Below are 19,997 nucleotides of genomic sequence, written 5' to 3' on the forward strand. Positions count from 1 at the left end.
ACCGCCAAGGAGTTCACAGCATGAGCATCTCCACGACCACCCACCTGAACTTCCGCGGCGACGCCCGTGCCGCGCTGAAGTTCTACCAGTCCGTGTTCGGCGGCCAGCTCAACGTCGTGGCGTACGGCGACTTCGGCATGCCGAAGGAGTTGCCGGACGCGGACAAGGTCGTCTTCGGCCAGGTCACGGCCGACAACGGCTTCAGCATCATGGCCTACGACGTGCCCAGCCAGGCACCCGCCCCGACCGCGCCGGCCCCCACCGCGCGCGAGCACGGCATGACCCTGACCGGCGACCGGTTCTTCGTCTCCGTCCGGGGTGAGACCGCCGAGGAGGTCGCCGCCCTCTGGGACAAGCTCGCCGACGGCGCCGACATCATCGAAAAGTACGGGCCCTCGCAGTGGGCGCCGGGCTTCGGGATGCTGACCGACCGCTTCGGCGTCACGTGGATTCTCGACGTCGCCGCCCCGTACGCCGGCTGAGCCACACCACTTCACCCCAGGGCGGCAGACCGGCCGCCCTGGGTCCGCCTCGCCTTTTCGTCCACCAAGCATCGGACGCCGGTAGCGACCTAATCGACCCGCCGATGCCTACGGCGGTGACGGCGAAACCGAACGCATGCTGTCGGACCGCAACGGCAACCCGCCGTACCTGCCACTTTCACCGGCGATAGCGTGCGTAGAGATCGATTCCAGCGCAGGTGCCGGCAGCCAGTGGGAACAGGAACATGCCCAGTGGCAGGTCGGTCGAGAACGACGCGATGCCGAAAACCACCAGGAGGACCGCCGAGGCGATGACGACGATCCAGTCCAGAATGGCCATGATCATTAACTATGCCGATCGGAGTCGTGCTCAGGGCCGGAGCCGCGACGGGTCAACCCGCGGAGCCGGTAGCGCACCTTGTGCACCCGCATGCCCAGTGCGGCGCCGGGATTTCCACCGGCACGGTAGGCCTGCGCGCAACGGTCTGCGAGCGCAGCGGCGGCGCGATACTGTCCGGTGCCGGCGACCTGATGGCACATGACCTCCAGCGACTCGGCCAGTTCTGGCAGGTAGTGGGCCGGATCCCGGTCAGCAAGACGGTGATATATCTCGATGGCCTCCTCGACGGTGCAGATGGCCCGATCGATCTGTCCAGTCTCGCGGAGCGTCATGCTCAGGTTGTGCAGCGCCGATGCCAGGTCGGCCAAGTAGGTGTCGGGCTCTCGATCGGCAAGGAGCCGGGCGATCTCCACCGCCTCTTCGATGCTGGCGAGCGCTTCGGCGTGCAGTCCTGCGGTCGTCAGGTGGTGATTGAGGTTGTACAGCGACGTGGCCAGGCCGGGGAGGGCTGCCGGGTCGGCTTCGGCTGCCTGCCGGCGGATGGCGACCGAACGCTCGGTCGCCGCCCGCCCCTCTTCGGCCCGACCGCACTCCAGCAGGAGCAACCCGAGCTGGTTCAGCGCCCGGGGCAGCGTCTCGTCCGGCTCCGGTAGCGGCTCGGCGAGCGCGACAGCCTCCTTCATCACCCGCAGTGCTTCCTCGCGGCTACCGGATGCGGCCGCCAACCTACTGAACGTGTGCAGCCCATCAACGAGCTCGGCGACGAACTCTGGGTCGTCGCCAGGCACCCGCCTGGCCGAGTCGATTGCCGCCTCGGCCAGCATGACGGCCTCGGCGTACCGGTGCACCTGCACGAGCGCGATCCCGCGCGCGAGCTGGACCGACGCGGCGGTTTCGGGTGGATCGCCGACGACCGGCCCGCCGGTCAACCGCAGAATGTCGGCCAGTGGCCTCTCCTCCGCCGAGGATCCAGAGGCGACCATTCATCGATGGTTGCACGGTGGGTCGACGCGACGCTAGTACGGCAGCCGCCATTAGGGCTGTGACCAGGTAGGACGCGTTGGCAGGGTGGTGCAACGTAGACGCAGCCGCCTGTTGATCATGTGTTTGTGAGGACTACAAGATCGAAGGCGGCTGCTGCTGCCAGGGTAGCGGCCGACCGCGCTGAGCGCGCACGGGCCGAGCTGTTGGAGCGAACGCGGTCCTGTTTCGTCCAAGTGCGGACGTGGCTGCACGCGGGCCGGTACGTGTCGGCGCTGGTCAGCAGGATGCCGAAACGCAACGGGTGGACCATCGCCGAGCATGTCGGGGATGCCACGCCGGACCGGACCCAGCGGTTGTTGAACAGGGCGGTGTGGGACACCGAGGGTATGGCGAGCCAGGTACGGCGGTACGCGGCGGCCGGGTTGGACACCGCTGCCGGCCGTCGGCGGCGGCGTGGGCTGGCGGTCGGGGCGTTGGACGAGACCGGGCACCCGAAGCAGGGCACGGCGACGGCCGGGGTGAAACGGCAGTACATGGGCTGCGCCGGTCGGGTCGCCAACGGCATCAACACGGTCCACCTGGCCTATGTGCGGGAACGGACCGGGCACGCCCTGGTCGCAGCCCGGCGGTGGATCCCCGCCGAGCAGATCACCGACCCGGACACCGCCGCGCGGACAGGGCTGCCGACGGACACGCAGTTCCGCACGAAGGGCCAACTCGCGATCGACCTGTGCACCCACGCCTACGCCGACGAGCTGACCTTCGACGTGATCTGCGGTGACGAGGTGTACGGCGGCTGCACCGAACTGAGGGAGTTCCTCGAAGCCCGTGGGCAGGCGTACGTGCTGCGGGTCGCCTCGACGTGCGTGATCCAGACGCCGTCCGGTGACAGGCTGACCTGCGCGCAAGCCGTTACGGAACTCGCCGGCAGGCGCGGTCGTGGCTGGCAGGTCCGCTCGGCCGGTGCCGGGTCGAAGGGACACCGCTGGTACGCGTGGGCATGGATCGCCACCGCCTCACCCCGCCACCACCTCCTCGTGCGCCGTCACCTGGCCACCGGCGAACTGGCGTTCCACTACTGCTTCGTGCCCGAGGGGCAACCGGTGGTCGTGTCGCGGCTGGTCCGCGCCGCCGGGCTGCGGTGGCCGGTCGAGGAATGCTTCGAGTTCGGCAAGGACCACTTCGGCCTGGACCAGTGCCAGGCCCGCCTCCACGACGCGATCGCCCGGCACACCGTACTGGTCATGGCCGCTCTCGCCGTCTGCGCGGTCACCGCCGCGCGGTTACGCCACCGCACCGACAGCCAGGCACCCCCACCGGTCACACCCGACCAGCCGCCACCGGCCGAGCCCGGACTGATCCCACTGACCGTGCCCGAGATCGGACGGTGAGGTGTACCAAGGATCTTGGACATGTCCTCCGAGTTGAGAGGATGGATCCATGTCCGAGCAACGTCGTCGATACAGTCCGCAGTTCAAGGCCGAGGCTGTGCAGATGGTCGTCGAGACCGGTAGACCGATCGCCGCGGTGGCCCGTGATCTGGAGGTCCACGAAGCCACCCTGGGCAACTGGGTCAACACCTGGCGCCGTGAACACGCCACGCCCGTACCGCCGCACACCGACCGGACCGAGGACACCCGTGTGAAGGAGATGGAAGACGAGATCCGCCGCCTGCGGATGGAGAACGAGTTCCTGAAAAAAGCCGCGGCCTTCTTCGCCCGGACGCACCCGTAGCCCTGCGGTGCGCGGTGATCGACGCGGAGAAGGCCACCTACCCGATCGCCTGGATGTGCCGCCTGCTGGGCGTGCCCCGCTCCACCTACTACGCCTGGCGGGAACGCGCCGAGACGGTCACCGCCGCCCGACGTCGGACCCTCGCCGACCACGTGCGGCGGGTCTTCGACGCCTCCCGGGGCACCTACGGCTGCCGGCGGGTGACCGCCGCGCTCAACCGCAAGGGTGTCGCGTGCAGCGTCGGGCTCGTCGCCGACCTGATGCGCGAGCTCGGCCTGCGGGCCTGTCAACCCAGGGCGTACAAGCGGACCACGGTGCCCGGCCGGGACCCGGTCACCGCGAAGGATCTGATCGACAGGGACTTCACCGCCGACACCCCGGGCACCCGCCTGGTCGGCGACATCACCTACCTGAGGACGGGTGAGGGCTGGCTGTACCTGGCCACCGTCATCGACCTGGCCACCCGGATGGTCGTGGGCTGGCAGACCGCCGAGCACATGCGCACGAGCCTGGTGGTCGACGCCCTGGCCATGGCCATCCGACACGGCCACGTCCGCCCGGATGCGGTGTTCCATTCCGACCGGGGCGCGCAGTACACCTCGGCCAGGTTCGCCCGCCACTGCGCCGACAACCAGGTGCGGGTGAGCGTGGGACGTACCGGTGTCTGCTGGGACAACGCCGCCGCCGAATCGTTCTTCGCCACCATGAAGAACGAGATGTACCACCGGGAACGCTTCGACACCCGTGCCCGCGCCCGGTTCGCCGTCGCCGAGTACATCGAGGTGTTCTACAACAGACAACGGCTGCACTCCAGCCTTGACTACCGCACCCCGGCCGAAGCCCTCACCGGCTACCAGGCCCTGATAGCCGCCTGACCAGCAAACCTACGAAGACCTGTCCAAGATCCTTGACACAGCCCACGGCTTCTCGCCGACGTCCTCCACCACCCACAACCACCCGACCACGCCCTCAACTGGCTGACCTGGCGACGACGACACCAGGCCCGCGCCCGCTGGTTCCACCAACGCACCCGCCTCAACCGCGAATACGCCCTGGTCAACTAGCAAATGGCGGCTGCCGTACTACCCGAAGATCAACAACGTCGGATCTACGATGCCTTCCACCTCGAACTGCGCTATAACGCCCACCGGCGCGACGTCACCATCCGCGTCAGCGTCACTGGCGAGACGGCGCCCACCCTCGCCGCCACCATCGAGACGATCATGAGCGAGCACCCACAAACACAGGAGACGGGGTCCGAGGCAGATGCCTCGGACCCCGTTGAAGTTGTCGCGGATGCTCTGCGTGCCCCCGGCAGGATTCGAACCTGCGACACACGGTTTAGGAAACCGATGCTCTATCCCCTGAGCTACGAGGGCGCGAGGGCCCAGTCTAGCGACCTGAGGGCTCACCTCAGGTGGCAGGGATCGCCCACGTTCACCCACGTCACCCGGACCTGGGTTCGCGCAGCCCAGGGTCACAGCTCGAGCACGTGAAACCCGGGTGAGACGACGGGGCTGTGGTGACCCGCGTCGGCGCCGGTTCACCCGGGCCGGCATCCGCTGACGAGCACACCTCGCTCACATCATCGAGATCGCCGACGCTCGCCTACCTACCGTACGCACCGCCCGCCGGCGAACTGCGGCGCAAGCCGCCCGTACTCGTGCTCCTCGCCTCCCTGGGAGAGCGCTCGGCGGTCTCGGCGGGCCGTCGAAACTTGGATCAGACGTCCTCTCGGGTGGAGACGTACTGGGTAGGGATCTGGTCGTAGCGCTTGCGGAAGGCACGGATGAAGTGGCTGCTGTCGGCGAACTGCCATCGGGCCGCGACGTCGGAAACCGGGTAGCCGGCAGTCAAGGCTCTGCGTGCTTCCTCCAGGCGGCGGCGCCGGATGTAGCCGGCCGTCGTCTCCCCGGTGGCGGCGAAGGCGCGGCTCAGCGTGCGTACGGAGACGTGCAACTCGCGTGCCAGCAGCCCGGGGGTCAGGTCGTGGTCGGTGAGTCGGTGGTCGGCAAGCTCGCGAGCGGCCCGTGCCAGGGCGGGTAACAGGGCGGGCTCGGTGTCGTCGATGTACTGGCGTACCACGCCTCGGGCGAGCTCTATCAACGCATTCCGGGCCGCCGACAAGCCGACGCCCCTGAGGTTTGTGACCGTGTCGTGTAGCAGGCTCGCGTGCGCCAGCAGGAGCCGCACCTCGGGTGCGGTGGCCGGCCTGGCCACCAGCGCGTCACCGTGGTAGCCGCCGATCTCGGCGATCGGGATCCCGATTGTCCGCCCGGCGGTTCGTGGGTCCGCGTCGAAGCCGGCCAGGCCGCCGGCACGATGGATCATGAACTGGCCTTCCCGGACCGGGAGCACCGCGCGGTCGTAGCGCAACGTCCAGGTGCCGCGGCGTACCGCGTACAACCGGAACTCCGTTTCGTCCGCCGGAGAGGTCTGCGCCCGCACCCCCGTCGGGGTGTGGAAGTCCGTGACCACGACATCCCGTGCTCGGGCCTCACGGCTACGAACACGCGCTCCGACGGCCGCGCCCTGATCGGCTGCCGGGGGCGGCGCGCAGCTGGGCGACCGCGCCGTCGCGTCGACCTGCCCGGGTCGTGCCGCATGTCGGCGGGAAGCGTTCATCCACCCATCGAACCACTTGTCCCGCAAGTCCCACCGGCTGGCTCGGCTGTCCAAGCGAGGCCGGGCGTGTGTTCCTAGGTTTGGCAGGCAAGCCAGCCGACAACGAGGGATGGTGGGGAATTGGCGGCCACAAGACACGTGACGATTGTCGGGGGTGGCCTGGGCGGTCTGGCTCTGGCCCGCATCCTGCACCTGCGCGGGATCCCGTCGACGGTTTACGAGCTTGATGCGTCGTCGCGGGTCCGCGACGCGGGCGGCACGCTCGGCCTGAACGCGGATTCAGGCCAGCGGGGGCTCGTCGATGCCGGTCTGTTCGAGGAGTTTCGCTCGATCTCGCGGGACGCAGGGGAGACGACGCGCCTTGTCGACAGGTTCGGGACCGTGCATTTCGACCTGGCGTACGAGGGTGGTGCCGGCGTGCGGCCCGAAGTGGACCGCGGCGACCTGAGGCGTCTGCTGGTCGAATCGCTACCCGAGGGTGTTGTCCGCTGGAACACGAAGGTGACCTCGGTGACAAGGCCGGGCGGCGGGCGCACGGAGCTCACCATGGACAACGGTGAGATCGTGGAGGCCGAGGTCCTGGTCGGCGCAGACGGCTGCTGGTCGAAGGTGCGCTCGCTGCTGACGGACGCGGTCCCTGGCTACTCCGGCGTGTCCTTCGTCGAGGATCTTCTGACTGATGTCGATGCAAAGCATCGTGAGGCGGCAAATCTGGTCGGGCCGGGGTCGATGTACGCCTTGGCGGAAGGCCGCGGGATAATCGCCCAGCGTAACGGTGGTGGCGTGATCAGAATCTATTATGCGGTTCAGGGCGATGAGAGCTGGGCCAGCAGGTTCGTGGAGCCCACCGACCCGGGTGGCACTCGCCAGCGACTGCTGGAGATCTTCCACGACTTCGCGCCCGGCCTCCGCGCGCTGATCGGCGAGGGTGAAGGGCCCCTGGTTCCGCGCCCGATCAACGCACTTCCGGTGGGGCTGAGGTGGGCGCGTACCGCCGGCGTGACCCTGCTCGGCGACGCGGCGCATGTGATGTCCCCGTTCGCCGGGCAGGGAGCGAACCTCGCGCTGCTCGACGCCGCGGATCTCGGTGCCGCGTTGGCGGAACACTCCGACGTGGAATCCGCGCTTACCGCGTACGAAGCCGCGATGTTCTCCCGTGCCGAGGCGGCCGGCCGGGCGTCGGCGGACAATCTCGTCGCCAGCTTCGCCCCCGACGCGCCGCAACAACTGGTCGACCAGGCCAGGACCTGGATGCAGCGAAAGTCCGAAGCGACGGCCCCGCCAAAATGATTGGGCCTGGTCGAGGATGTGTCAGGAACTGACCGCCGCCTCCGTGGCGCTGCCGTGGGTTTGAGCGGCGACCATGGTGACGAGGGTGTCGATCAGCTCTTCGGCGGTGGTGTGCCATTTGTCGCCTTCGAGCTGACCGGTGAGTTCCATGCCGGCGATGCCGTCGGCGCTGGCGAGGAGCAGTGCGGCGTATCGGCGGGCATCGTGCTCGCCGGTCACGGCGGCTACTACTCGCAGGGATTCGTCCTGCGTGGGTTGGGCAACCCGGGCGAACGCGGTGGGATCGCTGGCGGGGCTGCTGAACATCAGACGGTAGAGATGGGGTTGGCGGCGGGCGAGGTTGATGAAAGCGGCGAGGAGGGCCCGCAGCTTTCCGGCCGGTGTCAGGCCCGGGTCTCGGTGGATGGTGCCGATGCGTTTACCGAGCTCGTCCCAGGCCTGGCTGCCGACGGCGATCATGAGGTGTTCTTTGTCCGGGAAGTGCCGGTAGGGTGCTCCACGGGTGACCCCAGCCCGCGCTCCAACGGCACGGAGAGTCACGGCTTCGAGGCCGCCGTGGTCAAGCAGCTCGGCCGCCGCTTCGAGCAGGGCCTGGCGTGTCGCGGCGGCGGTTTCAGCCCGGATCATTCGCTCATCCTATGGCCGGGTTGGAACGTCTTTGCCGACCGTAGCCGAAGGTTGTGGCTACCCGCCCCTGAGGATGCTACGGCCGTTCGGCCAGCGACTCGAGGTGGTCCCCCAGGTTTCGCTCGAGATCGTCGATCCCGATCTGCGCGATGAGTTTGCCGAGGGCCCGCCCTCGCGCCTGGGCGGCAGGTCCCGTGGTGGATCGGGCGGATTCGACGAACGACGCCAGCAGGTGCTCCTCCGGCGGCAAGGTGGAGCGGTTCACCTGGGTCTTGACCGCCGTGATGGCTTGCTTGTCGAAGCTGGCGATACGCCGGGCCACAGCGTCGACGAAGTCGTCGAGTTCGGCGTCGGGGATCGCCCGGGTAACCCAGCCGTACTGCGCGGCGCGGTCCGCGTCGTAGTCCTGACCGGTCAGGAGCACCTCCAGAGCCCGGTCACGGCCGAGGAGGTGGGCCAGTCGTTCGGTGCCGCCGGCGCCGGGGATCAGACCGAAGCCGACCTCGGGCTGGCCGAAGATCGCCTGTTCCCGGCTGGCGTAGCGCAGGTCGAAGGCGGCGGTGTACTCCGCGCCGCCGCCACGGGTACGTCCCCGGATCGACGCGATGCTGACGAACGGTGCGGCAGCCAAGCGTACGCCGAGTTCGACGAACCCGGGCAGAGGTCCGCTGCCGGCCATCGCCGCGACAGCCGGGATCTGCTCGCCGTCGACGTGGTTGACGAAGAATCCCGGCGTTGCGCTGTCGAAGATGACGACGCTGACCGTTTCCTCGCCGCTCAGCCGGTCGACGATGTCGAACAGCTCAGCCATCGTGTCCGCGCCGATCAGGTTGAACGGTGGATTGGCGAAGGTGACTCGACGTACCTTCGACGACTGGTCATCCACTGTGAACTGCTTCATGAAGTTTCCTTTCGCTGGTCGAGTGGCGGAGTGTGGCGTAGGCGCGAGGTTCAGCGGCCGATGGTGGGGGATTGCGCCATTCGCCGGAGTCCTTCTTCCACGGTGATCACCGGCTGATAGCCCAGTCGAAGCCGTGCGCGGGAGATGTCGTAGACGCGGTCGCGGCCCATGAACGAGACGATCCACGGGGTGATCGGCGGCGCGGTGGCGCTGCGACGCGCTTTCGCGACGGCCTGCAAGACCGTGGCCAGCGGTGAGGCGACTGCCAGGGGGACGCTGTTGGCCTTGCTGACGTCGATGCCGCGGGTGGCCAGCAGCGGGGTGAAGAAGTCACGGGCGGGGCGAGGGCTGCCGTCGGTGACGTAGCAGATCAAGCCGTGTTCCCCACGGTCGAGTGCCAGCGTGAGGATGTGGGCGAGGTTGTCGACGTGGCAGAAGTCGACCAGGTGCCGCCCTCCGTCGATCCAGGAGAATCGGCCGGCTTCGACGGAGTCGATGAATCCCTGCAAGGTATGGGTCATGCCCTGGCCCCACAGGAACGGCGGTCGGATGACGACCAGGGAGGTGTTCCCGTGCGGCAGGGCAAGCAGTTCCTGCTCGGTACGGAGCTTCACCCGGCTGTACGCGATGTTCGCCTTGCCCGGGTCGGAGTTCTCGTCGACGGTGTGGTCGTGATTGGTGCCGGTGGAGACACTGGCTGCGGACACCAGGACGAATCGCTTGACCTGCGCGTTCACGGCGGCCTGGTAGAGGGCTCTGGTCGGCAGCAGGTTGCGGTCGACGAAGACCTGGTCGGGCCCCCAGAACGCCATGAAGGCCGCCGCGTGCACCACGGCGTCGACCTCGTCGAGAATCGGTAGCCATGCCTGCCCGCTGCCGGACCTGGTCAGGTCCGACAGGTCACCGCTGACCGGGAGCCCGCCGGCCGATGTGATCGCGTCTGCGGCCGCTGCGGACCGCGCGAGTGCGTGCACAGTGTGTCCGTCATCGACCAGCCGCCGCAGGATTGCTCCTCCGGCGAAGCCCGATCCACCCGTGAGAAAGATTTTCATCGACACTCCTCGACGATTGCGCCGGGCCTACGGCATTCCTGCGGTTCTGACTCCCGCGACCGAGAGCTCCGGCGTTGTGAGATGACAACGTCATCACGGTCAGCGTAGGCAGCCGAGATGACGCTGTCAACTGTCTGGGATGACTTTGTCATCAGCGGGAACCGGTCGAGGGGCCCGGACCGGGCGGCGGGGTCAGGTCACCAGACCCCGGCGGTACGCGTACACCACGGCCTGGACCCGGTCGCGCAGGTCCAGCTTCGTGAGGATGCGTGACACGTACGTCTTGACGGTCTCCTGGCTGATCACCAGGGTCGCGGCGATCTCGCTGTTGGACAGGCCGTTGGCGATCAGCCGGAGCACCTCCAGCTCGCGTAGGGTCAGCGGAACGCCGGCCGTGGTGTCGTCGGCGGGGCGGATGCGTGCGGCGTACCGGCCGACGAGTTGGCGGGTCACCTCCGGGGCCAGCAGCGCCGCGCCGGCGGCGACGGTCCGGATGCCGTGCAGCAACTGGGCCGGGGGCGCGTCCTTGAGCAGGAACCCGCTCGCCCCGGCGCGTAGCGCGTCGTACACGTACTCGTCGAGGTTGAAGGTCGTCACCACGAGCACCTTGACGGGATCCGCGACGCCGGCCCCGGCGAGCCTGCGGGTGGCCTCGATTCCGTCCAGCACCGGCATCCGTACGTCCATCACCACCACGTCGGGGCGCAGCCGGCCGGCGAGGTCGACGGCGGCCTGCCCGTCGCCGCACTCGCCGACCACCTCAAGGTCTGGCTGCGCGCCGATGATCGTCGCGAAGCCGGTACGGATCAGCGCCTGGTCGTCGCAGATCAGCACCCGGACCGGGGCGGTCACGACGGGCCGCCGGTGGGGATGCGGGCGCGGACCAGGAAACCGCCGCACCGCTGCCGGCCGGCGCCGAAGTCGCCGCCGAGCAGGCCGACCCGTTCGGCCAGGCCGGCCAGGCCGCGTCCCGCGCCGCCGGGAGACCCGGCGCTCGACCCCGATCCCGCGCTGCTGACCGTCACACTGATCTCCGTCTCGTCGTACCGGACGTGCACCGCTGTCGGCCCGCCGTGGTCGTACTTGAGTGCGTTCGTCAGGGCTTCCTGGACGACCCGGTAGGTGGTCGCCTCGGCGCTGCCGGTCGACTCCGGCGGCCCGCCCTCCTGCGTGAACTCCACCGGTTGGCCGGCCTGCCTGGTCTGCTCGACCAGTGCGTGCAGGTGGCCTGTGGACGAGGTGGCTGGCGTACCGCTGTGGTCGGGGTCGAGCAGGTCGAGCAGGTTCCGCAGGTCCGAGATCGCCCGCCGGCCGGTGCCGGTGATCGTGGTCAGCGTCTGGTCGAGGCGGTCCGGGGCGGCGGTCAGGTAGCGCGCCGCCTCGGCCTGCACCACCATCGCCGTCACATGGTGCGTCACGACGTCGTGCAGCTCGCGGGCGATCCGGGTGCGTTCGGCGATCCGGGTGCTCTCGGCGACGTGCCGGCGGTGCCGGGCCTCAGCCGCCCGGGTCGTCCGGAGCCACGCCCCGGCACCCCAGGCCAGGGCCAGGGCCAGGTAGAACGTGACGAACCCGGCCAGGCCTTCGGCCGACCCGCGCTGGTCGAGAGCGACGGCCAACAGCACGTACGCGGCGGAGACCGCGACGAGGGTGGCGCGCCGGTGCCGGTCCAGGTGGGCTCCGGCGCTCAGCAGCGCGACCGGCAGCGCGGTGCCCGCGACCGTGTGGTAGCCGAGCAGCTGATCGGCGGCGAAACCGACCGACACCAGGGCGAGGCAGCTGCCCGGCCAGCGCCGGCGGCCGGCCAGCGGCAGGCACTGCAGGGCGACCACGGCGACAGCCAGCGCGTCGAACGGACGGTCGGGCAGGTCACCGAGCCGCGTACCCCGGTTGTCCAGCGCCGGCACCATGGTCGCGACGGCGAGCAGCAGCGCCAGCGGAAGGTCCCGGACCGTGACGTCGCAGCGCTGCCACCGCTCCCGGACTCCCCGGAGGTCGATCACCGGGTGACCGTAGCAACCGGCCCGACGCCGACGGCCCGCCGACGGCGGGCGACGATGTGCCCGCGCCGGTGGGCCAGCCACAGGAACACGACGGTCAGGATCGCCCCGGCGGCTACGGCGTACAGGCTCCCCTCCGGTCCGAACGCGCCGCCGGTGAGCAGAGCCGGGCCCGAGGTCGTGGCGTCCAGCAGCCCGTCCGGCTGGCCGGTGCCGGAGACGGCGGTGCCGAAGATGCCGCCGGCGGCGAAGTTCCAGCCGAAGTGCAGCCCGATCGGCAGCCACAGGTTGCGGGTGGCGACGTAACAGGCGGCGAGCATGAAGCCGGCTTCGATGGCGATGGCGGTCGCGCCCCACAGCCCGGCGTCCGGGTTGGGCAGGTGCGCCAGGCCGAACACCACCCCGGTCAGCAGCAGCGCGATCCAGGTGCCGGTGCGTTCCTCGACGATCCGGAACAGCACCCCCCGGAAGATCAGCTCCTCGGTCACGGCGGCGGCAGCCATGAATCCGATCAGCGCCACCGCGCCGGTCACCGAACCCAGCCCGTGCACCTGGTAGCCGCCGAGGGAGGCGATGGTGACGATGACGGCCACGAACATGGCGACGCCGATCAGCCCGCCCCACGCGGTCCGCGTCGCCGCGCCGGACCGGGCGATCTCCGTCGGTGCCCGGCGTTCGGTACGCCGTACCACCCAGGCGTAGACGAGGATCGCGGCGATGGCTGTCGCGACACCCGCTGCCAGCGTCAGCCAGGGGTTGCCGCCGACGCCGGCGACCACCCGGCTGCCGACGAATGCGACCGCCGCGACCGCCACGAGTTGTTTCACCAGACGCATGAGTGCTCCTTCGACGTGACCGTGGCCGATGCGCCGCGGTCATCGTCGAAAGGCTATGAAGGAACCGACCGGTGGGTCGTCACCGTCGGGTGGACACTTCGGGTAGCTCGCGCGGGGGACAAGACCTGCCGTCGGCTACCCGGCCGTCTCGGTGATGTCGGTGCTGACGGCCAGCGGCCGGCCGGTCTCGATGTCCCTGGTCAGGCTCTGGACGCGGGCCGTGGCCAGGCCGTACGAGTCGGATCCGAGAATCTGGTGCAGGGGCGCCGTGCCGGTCTCGGCGACGGTGATGATCGCGGTGGCGGCCTTCGCCGGGTCGCCGAGCTGGGTGCCGGGCATGGCCAGGTGGGCGTCGGTCATCTCGCGGATGGCGGCGTATCCGTCGGCGGTCCGGCCGGGCAGGCGCAGGCTGGCGCGCAGGAAGTCGGTGCGCAGATAACCGGGTTCGATGAGGTTGACCCGGATTTCGGCATCGGCGACCTCGCCGGCCAGGGACTGGGTGAGACCTTCCAACGCGTACTTGGCGGCGCAGTACGCGCCCCAGCCGGGGAACGCGGTCAGCCCGAGGATCGACGAGACGTTGATGACGTGGCCGCTGCGGCGGACGCGCATCCCGGGCAGGACGGCGCGCAGCAGGTTCCACGCCCCGAAGACCTGCACGTCGAACAGCTCCCGTACCTCGGTGTCGCTGATCTCCTCGACGGCGCCGAGCAGGCCGTAGCCGGCGTTGTTGACCACGACGTCGATGGCGCCGAAGCGGTCGGTGGCCGCCGCCACGGCGTCGACGACCTCCTGCTCGTCGGCGAGGTTCACCGGCAGAGCCAGCAGCCGCGACGTGTCGATGGACTCCAGGGCCGCGGTCAGCCGTGCGGTCGAGCGGGTGGTCGCCGCGACGTTGTCGCCGCGCGCCAGCAACTGCTTGACCAGCTCGAGGCCGAGCCCGAGCGATGCGCCGGTGACGAACCAGGTCGCGGGTCCGGTGGTGGGGTACGGCACGGTGTGTCTCCTTGTCGGTGTGTCGGCGTCCCTCCGGTCGGGGGACGGGCACCATGCTGCCGCCGCGTTCCAGACCCTCGACACCGTCTGCCGAGCCCAGCTCTGCCTGGGAACAGCATGCCCACCCTGGCGCTGGCACCAGGGGCGGCGGCGCGGCAATCATGGGGAGATGGCGGGACACGCGGACCTCGGTGACTTCCTGAGAAGACGTCGGGCCGCGATGACGCCCGAAGCCGCCGGCCTCGCCGTCCCGCCCGGTCAGAGCGGCCGGCGGGTACGCGGGCTGCGCCGCGAGGAGGTCGCCCACCTCGCCGGAGTGAGCGTCGACTACTACACCCGCCTGGAACAGGGCCGGCACGCCAGCCCGTCGGAGGCGGTTCTCGACGCCCTGGCCCGGGTCTTTCAACTCGACGCCGCAGCCCGTACCCACCTCACCGACCTGGCCCGCCCGGCCCGCCGCCGCGCCACCGCGGTCCGGATCCCGGCGCAGCGGGTCCGGCCCGCCATGGCGCAGCTGATCGCCTCGATGACCGACCATCCGGCCTTCGTCATCGGTCGGCGTACCGACGTCCTGGCCTCGAACGCCCTCGCCCGCGCCCTGCTCACCGACTGGACCCGCCTGCCGCCGAAGCACCGCAACTACACCCGGTGGCTCTTCCTCGACCCCGACGCCCGCGCCGCCTTCCTCAACTGGCCCACCGTGGCAGCCGAGGTGGCCGGCACGCTGCGCCTCTACGCCGGCAGATTTCCCGACGATCCGCAGCTCACCGAACTCGTCGGCGAACTGACCATCAAGAGCCCGGAGTTCCGCGCCTGGTGGAACGGCCACCAGGTGCACGAACGCACCCACGGCACCAAACAGATGGTCCACCCGGTGGTCGGCCCCATCACCATCCGGTACGAAGCGTTGGCGCTGCCCGGTGACGCGGACCAGACCTTGTTCATCTACACCACCGACCCGGGCAGCCCGTCACACGACAACCTGCGTCTGCTCGCCCTCTGGACCGATCAGCAGACCAACCCGCGGCCGAAGCCCACGCGCGCTGTTCCCGGTCCTGCCTGAGCCGGCCCTCAGCCGTGCCTGTGGTGGTCAGTCGCGGCGTAGCGCGAGCATCGCGATGTCGTCGACCAGCGGCCGGCCGTCGACCAGGGCGCTCATCACCGATACGCAGGCCGTCTCGGCGCTCGACGCGGTGATCGCCTCGCATACCTGCCGCAGCCCGCTGTCGATCGTCGGCCCGCAGCGCTCCACCAGCCCGTCGGTGAAGAAGAACAGCAGGGAGGCGGGGGTGAGGTCGACGGTGCTGACCCGACGCGGCCGGTCGATCCGGGTGCCCAACGGCAGATCGGCGGGGACCTGCAGGCAACGTGCCCCGTCGCCGTCGACCGCCACCGGTGGCGGGTGCCCTGCGGTGGACATCGACACCACCGTGGCGGTGGGGTCGATGGTGGCGTAGCAGACGGTGGCCATCATCCCCGGCTCGAAGTGCTGCACCTTGCGGTCCAGTCGGGCGAGGACGTCGGCCGGGTCGGTGGTTTCCAGAGCGTACGCGCGCAGTGCGCTGCGCAGCCGGCCCATCACGGTGGCGGCGTGCAGGCCCCGTCCGGTGACGTCGCCGATCGCGACCCCGACCCAGCCGTCCGGCAGCGGCAGTACGTCGTACCAGTCGCCGCCGACCCCGACGTCGTGCCCGGCGACGTAGCGGGCCGCGAACTGCAGACCCGGCACCGTCGGCAGGTCGGTGGGGAGCAGGTCGTGCTGCAGCGCGACGGTGGTGGTGCGGTCGACCTGACGTTCCCGGGCCTGACTGGCCATGGCGATCCGGTCGGCGACGAGACGCAACATCTGTTCGTCGTCGGCCCGGTAGATCCGCTGCTCCCGGCTCGCCACGTGCAGTACGCCGGTGACGCTGCCGCCGATGGTGACCGGGACCGCCAGCAGCGACCGGATGCCCTGGGCGCGCAGCCCGGGGTGGGCCAGTCTGTCGTCGTCGGGGTCGGCCAGCCGCACCGCCGACCCGGACGACATGACCTGCCCGGCGTACCCGCGACGCAGCGGCAGCCGCACCGGGTGACCGTGGAACGCCTCGATGCCCCAGGCGGCGGCGGTGACGAGTTGCTGCGAGTGGGCGTCGAGCAGGCAGACCGCTGCGGTGTCGACGTGGAGCAACTGGCCGGTCCTGGCCAGTGACTCGACGAGGAGGGCGTCGAAGCTGAGTCCGGACAGGGCAGGGTCGGTCACCGCCTCGATACGTTTGAGGCGCTCACCCGCGTTTTCGCCCTCGGCCTGCACGTCCGCAGCCTAGTCCAGCAGTCGGTCGGGGCCGCAACGAAGAGCGGCGATACGCGTGTCACGCGGCGGCCCGTACCGCCTGCACCAGATCGTCCACTGTGTCGACCGGTCGGTCGGCGCCGTCGAATTCGACCTCGACTCCGAATTCGGACTCGATCGCGTCGACCAGCCGCAGCAGTCCGAGTGAGTCGAGCCCCAGAGCGACAAGCGATCCGCCGCCGAGGACCTGCTCGGCCGCCACGTCGCCGCCGGTGGCGTCGCTGACCAGGTCCGCGACCCGGCGACGCAGCCGTACGTCGTCCATCGTCGTTCCTTTCGTTCTCGCCCGGTGCCCGACCGTCGGATCAGGCGCGGGAGGTGTCGGGCACCGGAGGTCTCGGGCCGCCGGAGGTGTCAGGCCGCCGGAGGTGTCAGGCCCGGATGGTGGCCGCGTCGCGGACGACGTCGGCGATCTCGGCGATCGTCGGGGCGTCGAAGAAGGTCTCCAACGGCACCTCGACGCCGAGCCGCCGGTGGATCCGGCTGCTGATCCGGGTGACCGTGAGCGAATGCCCGCCCAGGTCGAACAGGTCCTCGTGCAGACCGATCTCGGGGATCTGCAGCACGTCCTGCCAGATCGTCCGGATCTCGGCCACGATCGGGTCCGCCGATTCGGGGTCTGTCGCGGCGGGGTCCGCCGCCGGCGCCACCGTCTCCGGGTCCGTCGGTACCACCGTCTCCGGGTCTGTCGGCGCCCGGCCGGCGACGTCGCGGGTCGGGGCCGGCAGGGCGGCGCGGTCGAGTTTGCCGTTCGGGCCCGTGGGCAGCTGGTCCAGCAGCACCCAGGCACCCGGCACCATCACCGCTGGCAGCGTCCGGGTGAGATGCTGGCGCAGCTGCGTCACGGTCGGTGCCGTCCCGGCCGGGACGAGGTACGCGACCAGCTGGCGGGTGTCGTCCGGCACGGCGCTGCCGTCGTCCGGTGCCGTCCCGGTGTGCAGCAGCACCGCCGCCTGGGCGATCGACGGATGCTCCAGCAGCCGGGCGGTGATCTCGCCGAGTTCGATCCGGTGGCCGCGGATCTTGACCTGGTCGTCGGCTCGGCCGAGGAACTCGATCTGTCCGTCCGGCAGCCACCGGCAGACGTCCCCGGTGCGGTAGCAGCGGGCGGCGGCGTCCCCGGCGGCGAACGGGTCGGTCACGAACCGTTCGGCGGTCAGCTCCGGCCGGCGAAGGTAGCCGGCGGCGACGCCGGCCCCGCCGAGCACCAGTTCACCCGGTACGCCGACCGGCACCGGCCGGCCACGCTCGTCGAGCAGGTACGCGGCGGTGTGCGGCAGCGGCCGCCCGATCGTCACCGCCGCCGGATCGGGCGGGATCTCCGCCATCGTCGCGTAGATCGTCGCCTCGGTCGGCCCGTACCCGTTGACCAGCCGGTCCACCCGCGCGCGCAACTGGCGGGCCACCGGCACCGGCAGCTCCTCGCCGCCGGTGACCGCGACCAGCGGGTCGGCCAGGCCGGCCGCCAGCAGCACCTGCCACCCGGACGGTGTCGCCTGCAGGTGGGTGACGCCGGTCTGGCGGACCAGCCGCAGCACGCCGGCACCGTCCAGGGCGCTCACCCCGGTCGCGACCACCACCGTCCCACCGGTGGTCAACGGCAGGTAGATCTCCACCGCGCTGATGTCGAACGACAGTGACGTCAACTGCAGCCACCGGTGACCGGGGCCGCCACCGAACCGGTCGCGCATCGCCTGCACGAGGTGCGCCAGGGCACCGTGCGGCACCACCACGCCCTTGGGACGACCGGTCGAGCCGGAGGTGTAGAGCACGTACGCCACGTCGTCGGCCCCGGGCCGTTGCGTCGGCTCCACCGGGCCGGGCAGGACGCACAGTCCGGCGAGGTCGGGCAGTCCGGCGAGGTCGCCCGGGTCGCCACCGGCGCCCGGGTCGCCACCGTCGGCAGGCTCGCTACCGTCGGCAGGCTCGCTACCGTCGGCAGGCTCGGTCCGGTCGAGGGCGAGCACCGGGACGCCGGTCGGCAGTCGGGCGGCCACGGCGGCCGTGGTGACCAGCAGCGCCGGTTCGGCGTCGCCGACGATCATCGTCTGCCGTACGGGTGGATGTCCGGGGTCGACCGGCACGTACCCGGCGCGGCAGCGCATGGCGGCGAGCTGCGCGGCGATCGCCTGCCAGGACCGGTCCAGCGCCACCGCGACCAGCGACCCCGCCCCGACGCCGAACTGGCGGAAGATCGCGGCGAGGCGGGCGCTGGCGGCGTCCAGTTCGGCGTAGCTGAGCTGCCGGTCGCCGTCGATCACCGCGACCGCCGCCGGATCCCGGCGCACCTGCGCGGCGAAGAGCTCCGGCACGGTGGCGGGTTCGGGGCGGCCCCGGTCGCCGGCGGCGAACACCCGGGTCACCTGGTCGAGTTCGTCGGCGGACAGCAACGGAAGGCCGTGGACCGGCTGGTGCGGGTCGGCGACCACGGCGGCGAGCATGATGCGCAGGTGCGTGCCGATCCGGGCGACCGCGTCGGCGGGGATCGCCGACGGGCTGTACTGCAGGCTCAGCTCGACCAGACCGACAGCGGCATCGCCTCCGCCGCCACCGTCGGACCCGCCACCGCCACCATCGCCGCCACCGTCGGACCCGCCGTCGGATCCGGATCCGGATCCGGGTCCGTCGACGACCTGCAGGTGCAGCGCGTTGCGGGCCGCTCCGCAGAACAGTGACCATTCGACGCTGCTCGGTACGCCGTCGAACACCGGCGCCGCGCCGCGTCGTCGGTAGCCGACCGACACCGGGGTGACCGACGGTGCCGGGCGCAGGCCGGTGACCACCTGCGCCAACGGCACCGACCGGATCGCGTTCAACGCGCGGACCTGCCGCCGCACGGCCGCCGCGTGGTCGCCGAAGCCGCCGTCGGTGACGGCGACGCACACCGGCAGTTCGTTGACGAACAGCCCGATCTCGTCGGCGGTGCCCGGCGTGCGGGTGGACAGTCCGACGCCGACCGGCACCTGCCGGTTGCCGTACCGGTCGAACACGGCCAGCACGACGGCGAGCAACAGTTCGAAACGGGTCACCCCGAGCGTGCGGCGGGCCCGGTCCAGCCCGTGGACCAGGTCCGCGTCGAGGGTGACCGGAATGCTGGCACCAGGTTCGGCGGCGACCGGCACCCGGGTGAGACCGGGCAGGACGACGCCGCCGGGTCCGGACCAGTGAGCGGCCCAGTGGGCCCGGGCGGCCGGGATCCCGGCCGCGACCCGGTCACGCTCCGCCGTCGCCCAACTCGCCGGGCCGGCCGCCGGCACCGCGTCCGCCGGACCGTCGGCCGCCCGACCGGCCGGATCGTCCGGGGCCGGCAGCCGGACAGGCCGGCCGGCCCGCGCCGCGTTGTAGGCCACCGCCAGGTCGCGGACCAGCACGTCCTTGGACATCCCGTCGAACACCAGGTGGTGGGCGGTGACCAGCAGCAGGTGCCGCCCGTCGGTGCCGGCGAGCAGGCCGAACCGGGCCAGCGGACCGGTCCGCAGGTCGTGGGCCCGGGCGATCTCGGCGGCGACGCAGGCCGGGTCGGTGGCGTCGACCGCAGGGTCGCCGTCGGTCAGTTGCGGCCGTCGGGCGGCCGGCACGAGTCGCGGTACGCCGTCGACCTCGTCGACGCGGCAGCCGAGCATCGGATGCCGGGTGACCACGGCATCGCAGGCGGCGGCCAACGCGGCCCGGTCCAGGCCGTCGCCGAACCACACCCCCAGAGCCATGTGGTACGCCGTACCGGCCACCCCGGCCTGTTCGGTGAACCAGACAGCGTGCTGTGCGTACGTGGCGTCGGCGATGCCCACGGAACTCCTC

At 70.7% G+C, this 19,997-nt stretch carries 17 protein-coding genes, 1 tRNA gene and 2 pseudogenes; 6 read left to right on the plus strand and 14 right to left on the minus strand.

Annotated features, from left to right (window positions below):
• The first annotated feature begins 20 nt into the window (after positions 1-20).
• Complete coding sequence (locus O7608_RS12185; RefSeq protein WP_289210060.1) at positions 21-482, plus strand: VOC family protein; 462 nt, start codon at positions 21-23, stop codon at positions 480-482.
• Positions 483-660: 178 nt separating this feature from the next.
• Here the strand turns inward: O7608_RS12185 and O7608_RS12190 are convergent, their stop codons facing one another.
• Together O7608_RS12190 and O7608_RS12195 are read right to left on the minus strand one after the other, a co-directional pair.
• On the minus strand, positions 661-822 hold the full coding sequence (locus O7608_RS12190; RefSeq protein ID WP_289210061.1) for a hypothetical protein: 162 nt from the start codon (positions 820-822) through the stop codon (positions 661-663).
• Between the two features lie 5 nt (positions 823-827).
• Positions 828-1,805, minus strand: coding sequence for a tetratricopeptide repeat protein (locus O7608_RS12195; protein WP_289210062.1), 978 nt, complete (start codon positions 1,803-1,805; stop codon positions 828-830).
• Between the two features lie 126 nt (positions 1,806-1,931).
• On the opposite strand from O7608_RS12195, the pseudogene O7608_RS12200 reads away from it, so the two are divergent.
• The 3 genes and pseudogenes from O7608_RS12200 to O7608_RS32170 all read left to right on the plus strand — a co-directional run.
• Positions 1,932-3,194: pseudogene (locus tag O7608_RS12200) on the plus strand (IS701 family transposase); the annotation flags it as partial.
• A 52-nt stretch (positions 3,195-3,246) separates the two neighbouring features.
• A protein-coding gene (locus tag O7608_RS12205; protein ID WP_421357131.1) for an IS3 family transposase occupies positions 3,247-4,415 on the plus strand; the annotation gives its coding sequence in 2 pieces (ribosomal slippage) (positions 3,247-3,502 and positions 3,502-4,415; 1,170 coding nt in all).
• Positions 4,416-4,460: 45 nt separating this feature from the next.
• Positions 4,461-4,604: pseudogene (locus O7608_RS32170) on the plus strand (IS701 family transposase); the annotation flags it as partial.
• Between the two features lie 242 nt (positions 4,605-4,846).
• On the opposite strand, the gene O7608_RS12210 reads toward O7608_RS32170, so the two are convergent.
• Both O7608_RS12210 and O7608_RS12215 read right to left on the minus strand, forming a co-directional pair.
• Positions 4,847-4,919: transfer RNA gene (locus O7608_RS12210), tRNA-Arg, on the minus strand.
• 343 nt (positions 4,920-5,262) lie between these two features.
• Positions 5,263-6,018 carry a helix-turn-helix domain-containing protein gene (locus O7608_RS12215; RefSeq protein ID WP_289210064.1) on the minus strand — a complete coding sequence of 252 codons (756 nt, stop codon included), beginning with the start codon at positions 6,016-6,018 and terminating at the stop codon, positions 5,263-5,265.
• Positions 6,019-6,285: 267 nt separating this feature from the next.
• On the opposite strand from O7608_RS12215, the gene O7608_RS12220 reads away from it, so the two are divergent.
• Entirely contained in the window at positions 6,286-7,455 is a 1,170-nt protein-coding gene (locus O7608_RS12220) for an FAD-dependent oxidoreductase (RefSeq protein ID WP_289210065.1), read from the plus strand.
• Between the two features lie 21 nt (positions 7,456-7,476).
• Here O7608_RS12220 and O7608_RS12225 read toward each other — a convergent pair whose 3' ends face one another.
• The 7 genes from O7608_RS12225 to O7608_RS12255 form a co-directional block, all read right to left on the minus strand.
• Positions 7,477-8,082 carry a TetR/AcrR family transcriptional regulator gene (locus O7608_RS12225; RefSeq protein WP_289210066.1) on the minus strand — a complete coding sequence of 202 codons (606 nt, stop codon included), beginning with the start codon at positions 8,080-8,082 and terminating at the stop codon, positions 7,477-7,479.
• Between the two features lie 76 nt (positions 8,083-8,158).
• Positions 8,159-8,983, minus strand: a complete 825-nt coding sequence (locus O7608_RS12230; RefSeq protein ID WP_289210067.1) for an enoyl-CoA hydratase/isomerase family protein — start codon at positions 8,981-8,983, stop codon at positions 8,159-8,161.
• A 50-nt stretch (positions 8,984-9,033) separates the two neighbouring features.
• The gene (locus tag O7608_RS12235; RefSeq protein ID WP_289210068.1) at positions 9,034-10,035 is read right to left on the minus strand and encodes an NAD-dependent epimerase/dehydratase family protein; all 1,002 of its coding nucleotides are present in this window, start codon (positions 10,033-10,035) and stop codon (positions 9,034-9,036) included.
• A 192-nt stretch (positions 10,036-10,227) separates the two neighbouring features.
• The gene (locus O7608_RS12240) at positions 10,228-10,887 is read right to left on the minus strand and encodes a response regulator (RefSeq protein ID WP_289210069.1); all 660 of its coding nucleotides are present in this window, start codon (positions 10,885-10,887) and stop codon (positions 10,228-10,230) included.
• Positions 10,884-12,038 carry a sensor histidine kinase gene (locus O7608_RS12245; RefSeq protein ID WP_289210070.1) on the minus strand — a complete coding sequence of 385 codons (1,155 nt, stop codon included), beginning with the start codon at positions 12,036-12,038 and terminating at the stop codon, positions 10,884-10,886. The genes O7608_RS12240 and O7608_RS12245 overlap by 4 nt, the downstream gene beginning before the upstream one ends.
• Positions 12,035-12,871, minus strand: coding sequence for a CPBP family intramembrane glutamic endopeptidase (locus tag O7608_RS12250; RefSeq protein WP_289210071.1), 837 nt, complete (start codon positions 12,869-12,871; stop codon positions 12,035-12,037). The genes O7608_RS12245 and O7608_RS12250 overlap by 4 nt, the downstream gene beginning before the upstream one ends.
• Before the next feature lie 135 nt (positions 12,872-13,006).
• Positions 13,007-13,867, minus strand: a complete 861-nt coding sequence (locus O7608_RS12255; RefSeq protein ID WP_289210072.1) for an SDR family NAD(P)-dependent oxidoreductase — start codon at positions 13,865-13,867, stop codon at positions 13,007-13,009.
• A 169-nt stretch (positions 13,868-14,036) separates the two neighbouring features.
• Between O7608_RS12255 and O7608_RS12260 the strand changes: the two genes are divergently transcribed.
• A complete protein-coding gene (locus O7608_RS12260; RefSeq protein WP_289210073.1) occupies positions 14,037-14,930 on the plus strand; it encodes a helix-turn-helix transcriptional regulator in 894 nt (297 codons plus the stop codon).
• Positions 14,931-14,957: 27 nt separating this feature from the next.
• On the opposite strand, the gene O7608_RS12265 is transcribed toward O7608_RS12260, so the two are convergent.
• From O7608_RS12265 to O7608_RS12275, 3 genes are all read right to left on the minus strand, one after another.
• On the minus strand, positions 14,958-16,160 hold the full coding sequence (locus O7608_RS12265; RefSeq protein ID WP_289210074.1) for a PP2C family protein-serine/threonine phosphatase: 1,203 nt from the start codon (positions 16,158-16,160) through the stop codon (positions 14,958-14,960).
• A gap of 58 nt (positions 16,161-16,218) precedes the next feature.
• Positions 16,219-16,464: an acyl carrier protein gene (locus tag O7608_RS12270; protein WP_289210075.1), complete on the minus strand. Its 246-nt coding sequence runs from the start codon at positions 16,462-16,464 to the stop codon at positions 16,219-16,221.
• Between the two features lie 106 nt (positions 16,465-16,570).
• Complete coding sequence (locus O7608_RS12275; protein WP_289210076.1) at positions 16,571-19,987, minus strand: non-ribosomal peptide synthetase; 3,417 nt, start codon at positions 19,985-19,987, stop codon at positions 16,571-16,573.
• Positions 19,988-19,997 lie beyond the last annotated feature (10 nt).

It is taken from the genome of Solwaraspora sp. WMMA2056 (genome assembly GCF_030345095.1).
Classification (GTDB): domain Bacteria; phylum Actinomycetota; class Actinomycetes; order Mycobacteriales; family Micromonosporaceae; genus Micromonospora_E.

What these genes read in the sequence shown, in the direction of transcription:
- O7608_RS12225 (WP_289210066.1), bottom strand. Translation starts at nt 8,082, where the DNA reads ATGATCCGGGCTGAAACCGCCGCCGCGACACGCCAGGCCCTGCTCGAA.
- O7608_RS12235 (WP_289210068.1), bottom strand. Translation starts at nt 10,035, where the DNA reads ATGAAAATCTTTCTCACGGGTGGATCGGGCTTCGCCGGAGGAGCAATC.
- O7608_RS12250 (WP_289210071.1), bottom strand. Translation starts at nt 12,871, where the DNA reads ATGCGTCTGGTGAAACAACTCGTGGCGGTCGCGGCGGTCGCATTCGTC.
- O7608_RS12230 (WP_289210067.1), bottom strand. Translation starts at nt 8,983, where the DNA reads ATGAAGCAGTTCACAGTGGATGACCAGTCGTCGAAGGTACGTCGAGTC.
- O7608_RS12260 (WP_289210073.1), top strand. Translation starts at nt 14,037, where the DNA reads ATGGCGGGACACGCGGACCTCGGTGACTTCCTGAGAAGACGTCGGGCC.
- O7608_RS12185 (WP_289210060.1), top strand. Translation starts at nt 21, where the DNA reads ATGAGCATCTCCACGACCACCCACCTGAACTTCCGCGGCGACGCCCGT.
- O7608_RS12270 (WP_289210075.1), bottom strand. Translation starts at nt 16,464, where the DNA reads ATGGACGACGTACGGCTGCGTCGCCGGGTCGCGGACCTGGTCAGCGAC.
- O7608_RS12195 (WP_289210062.1), bottom strand. Translation starts at nt 1,805, where the DNA reads ATGGTCGCCTCTGGATCCTCGGCGGAGGAGAGGCCACTGGCCGACATT.
- O7608_RS12190 (WP_289210061.1), bottom strand. Translation starts at nt 822, where the DNA reads ATGGCCATTCTGGACTGGATCGTCGTCATCGCCTCGGCGGTCCTCCTG.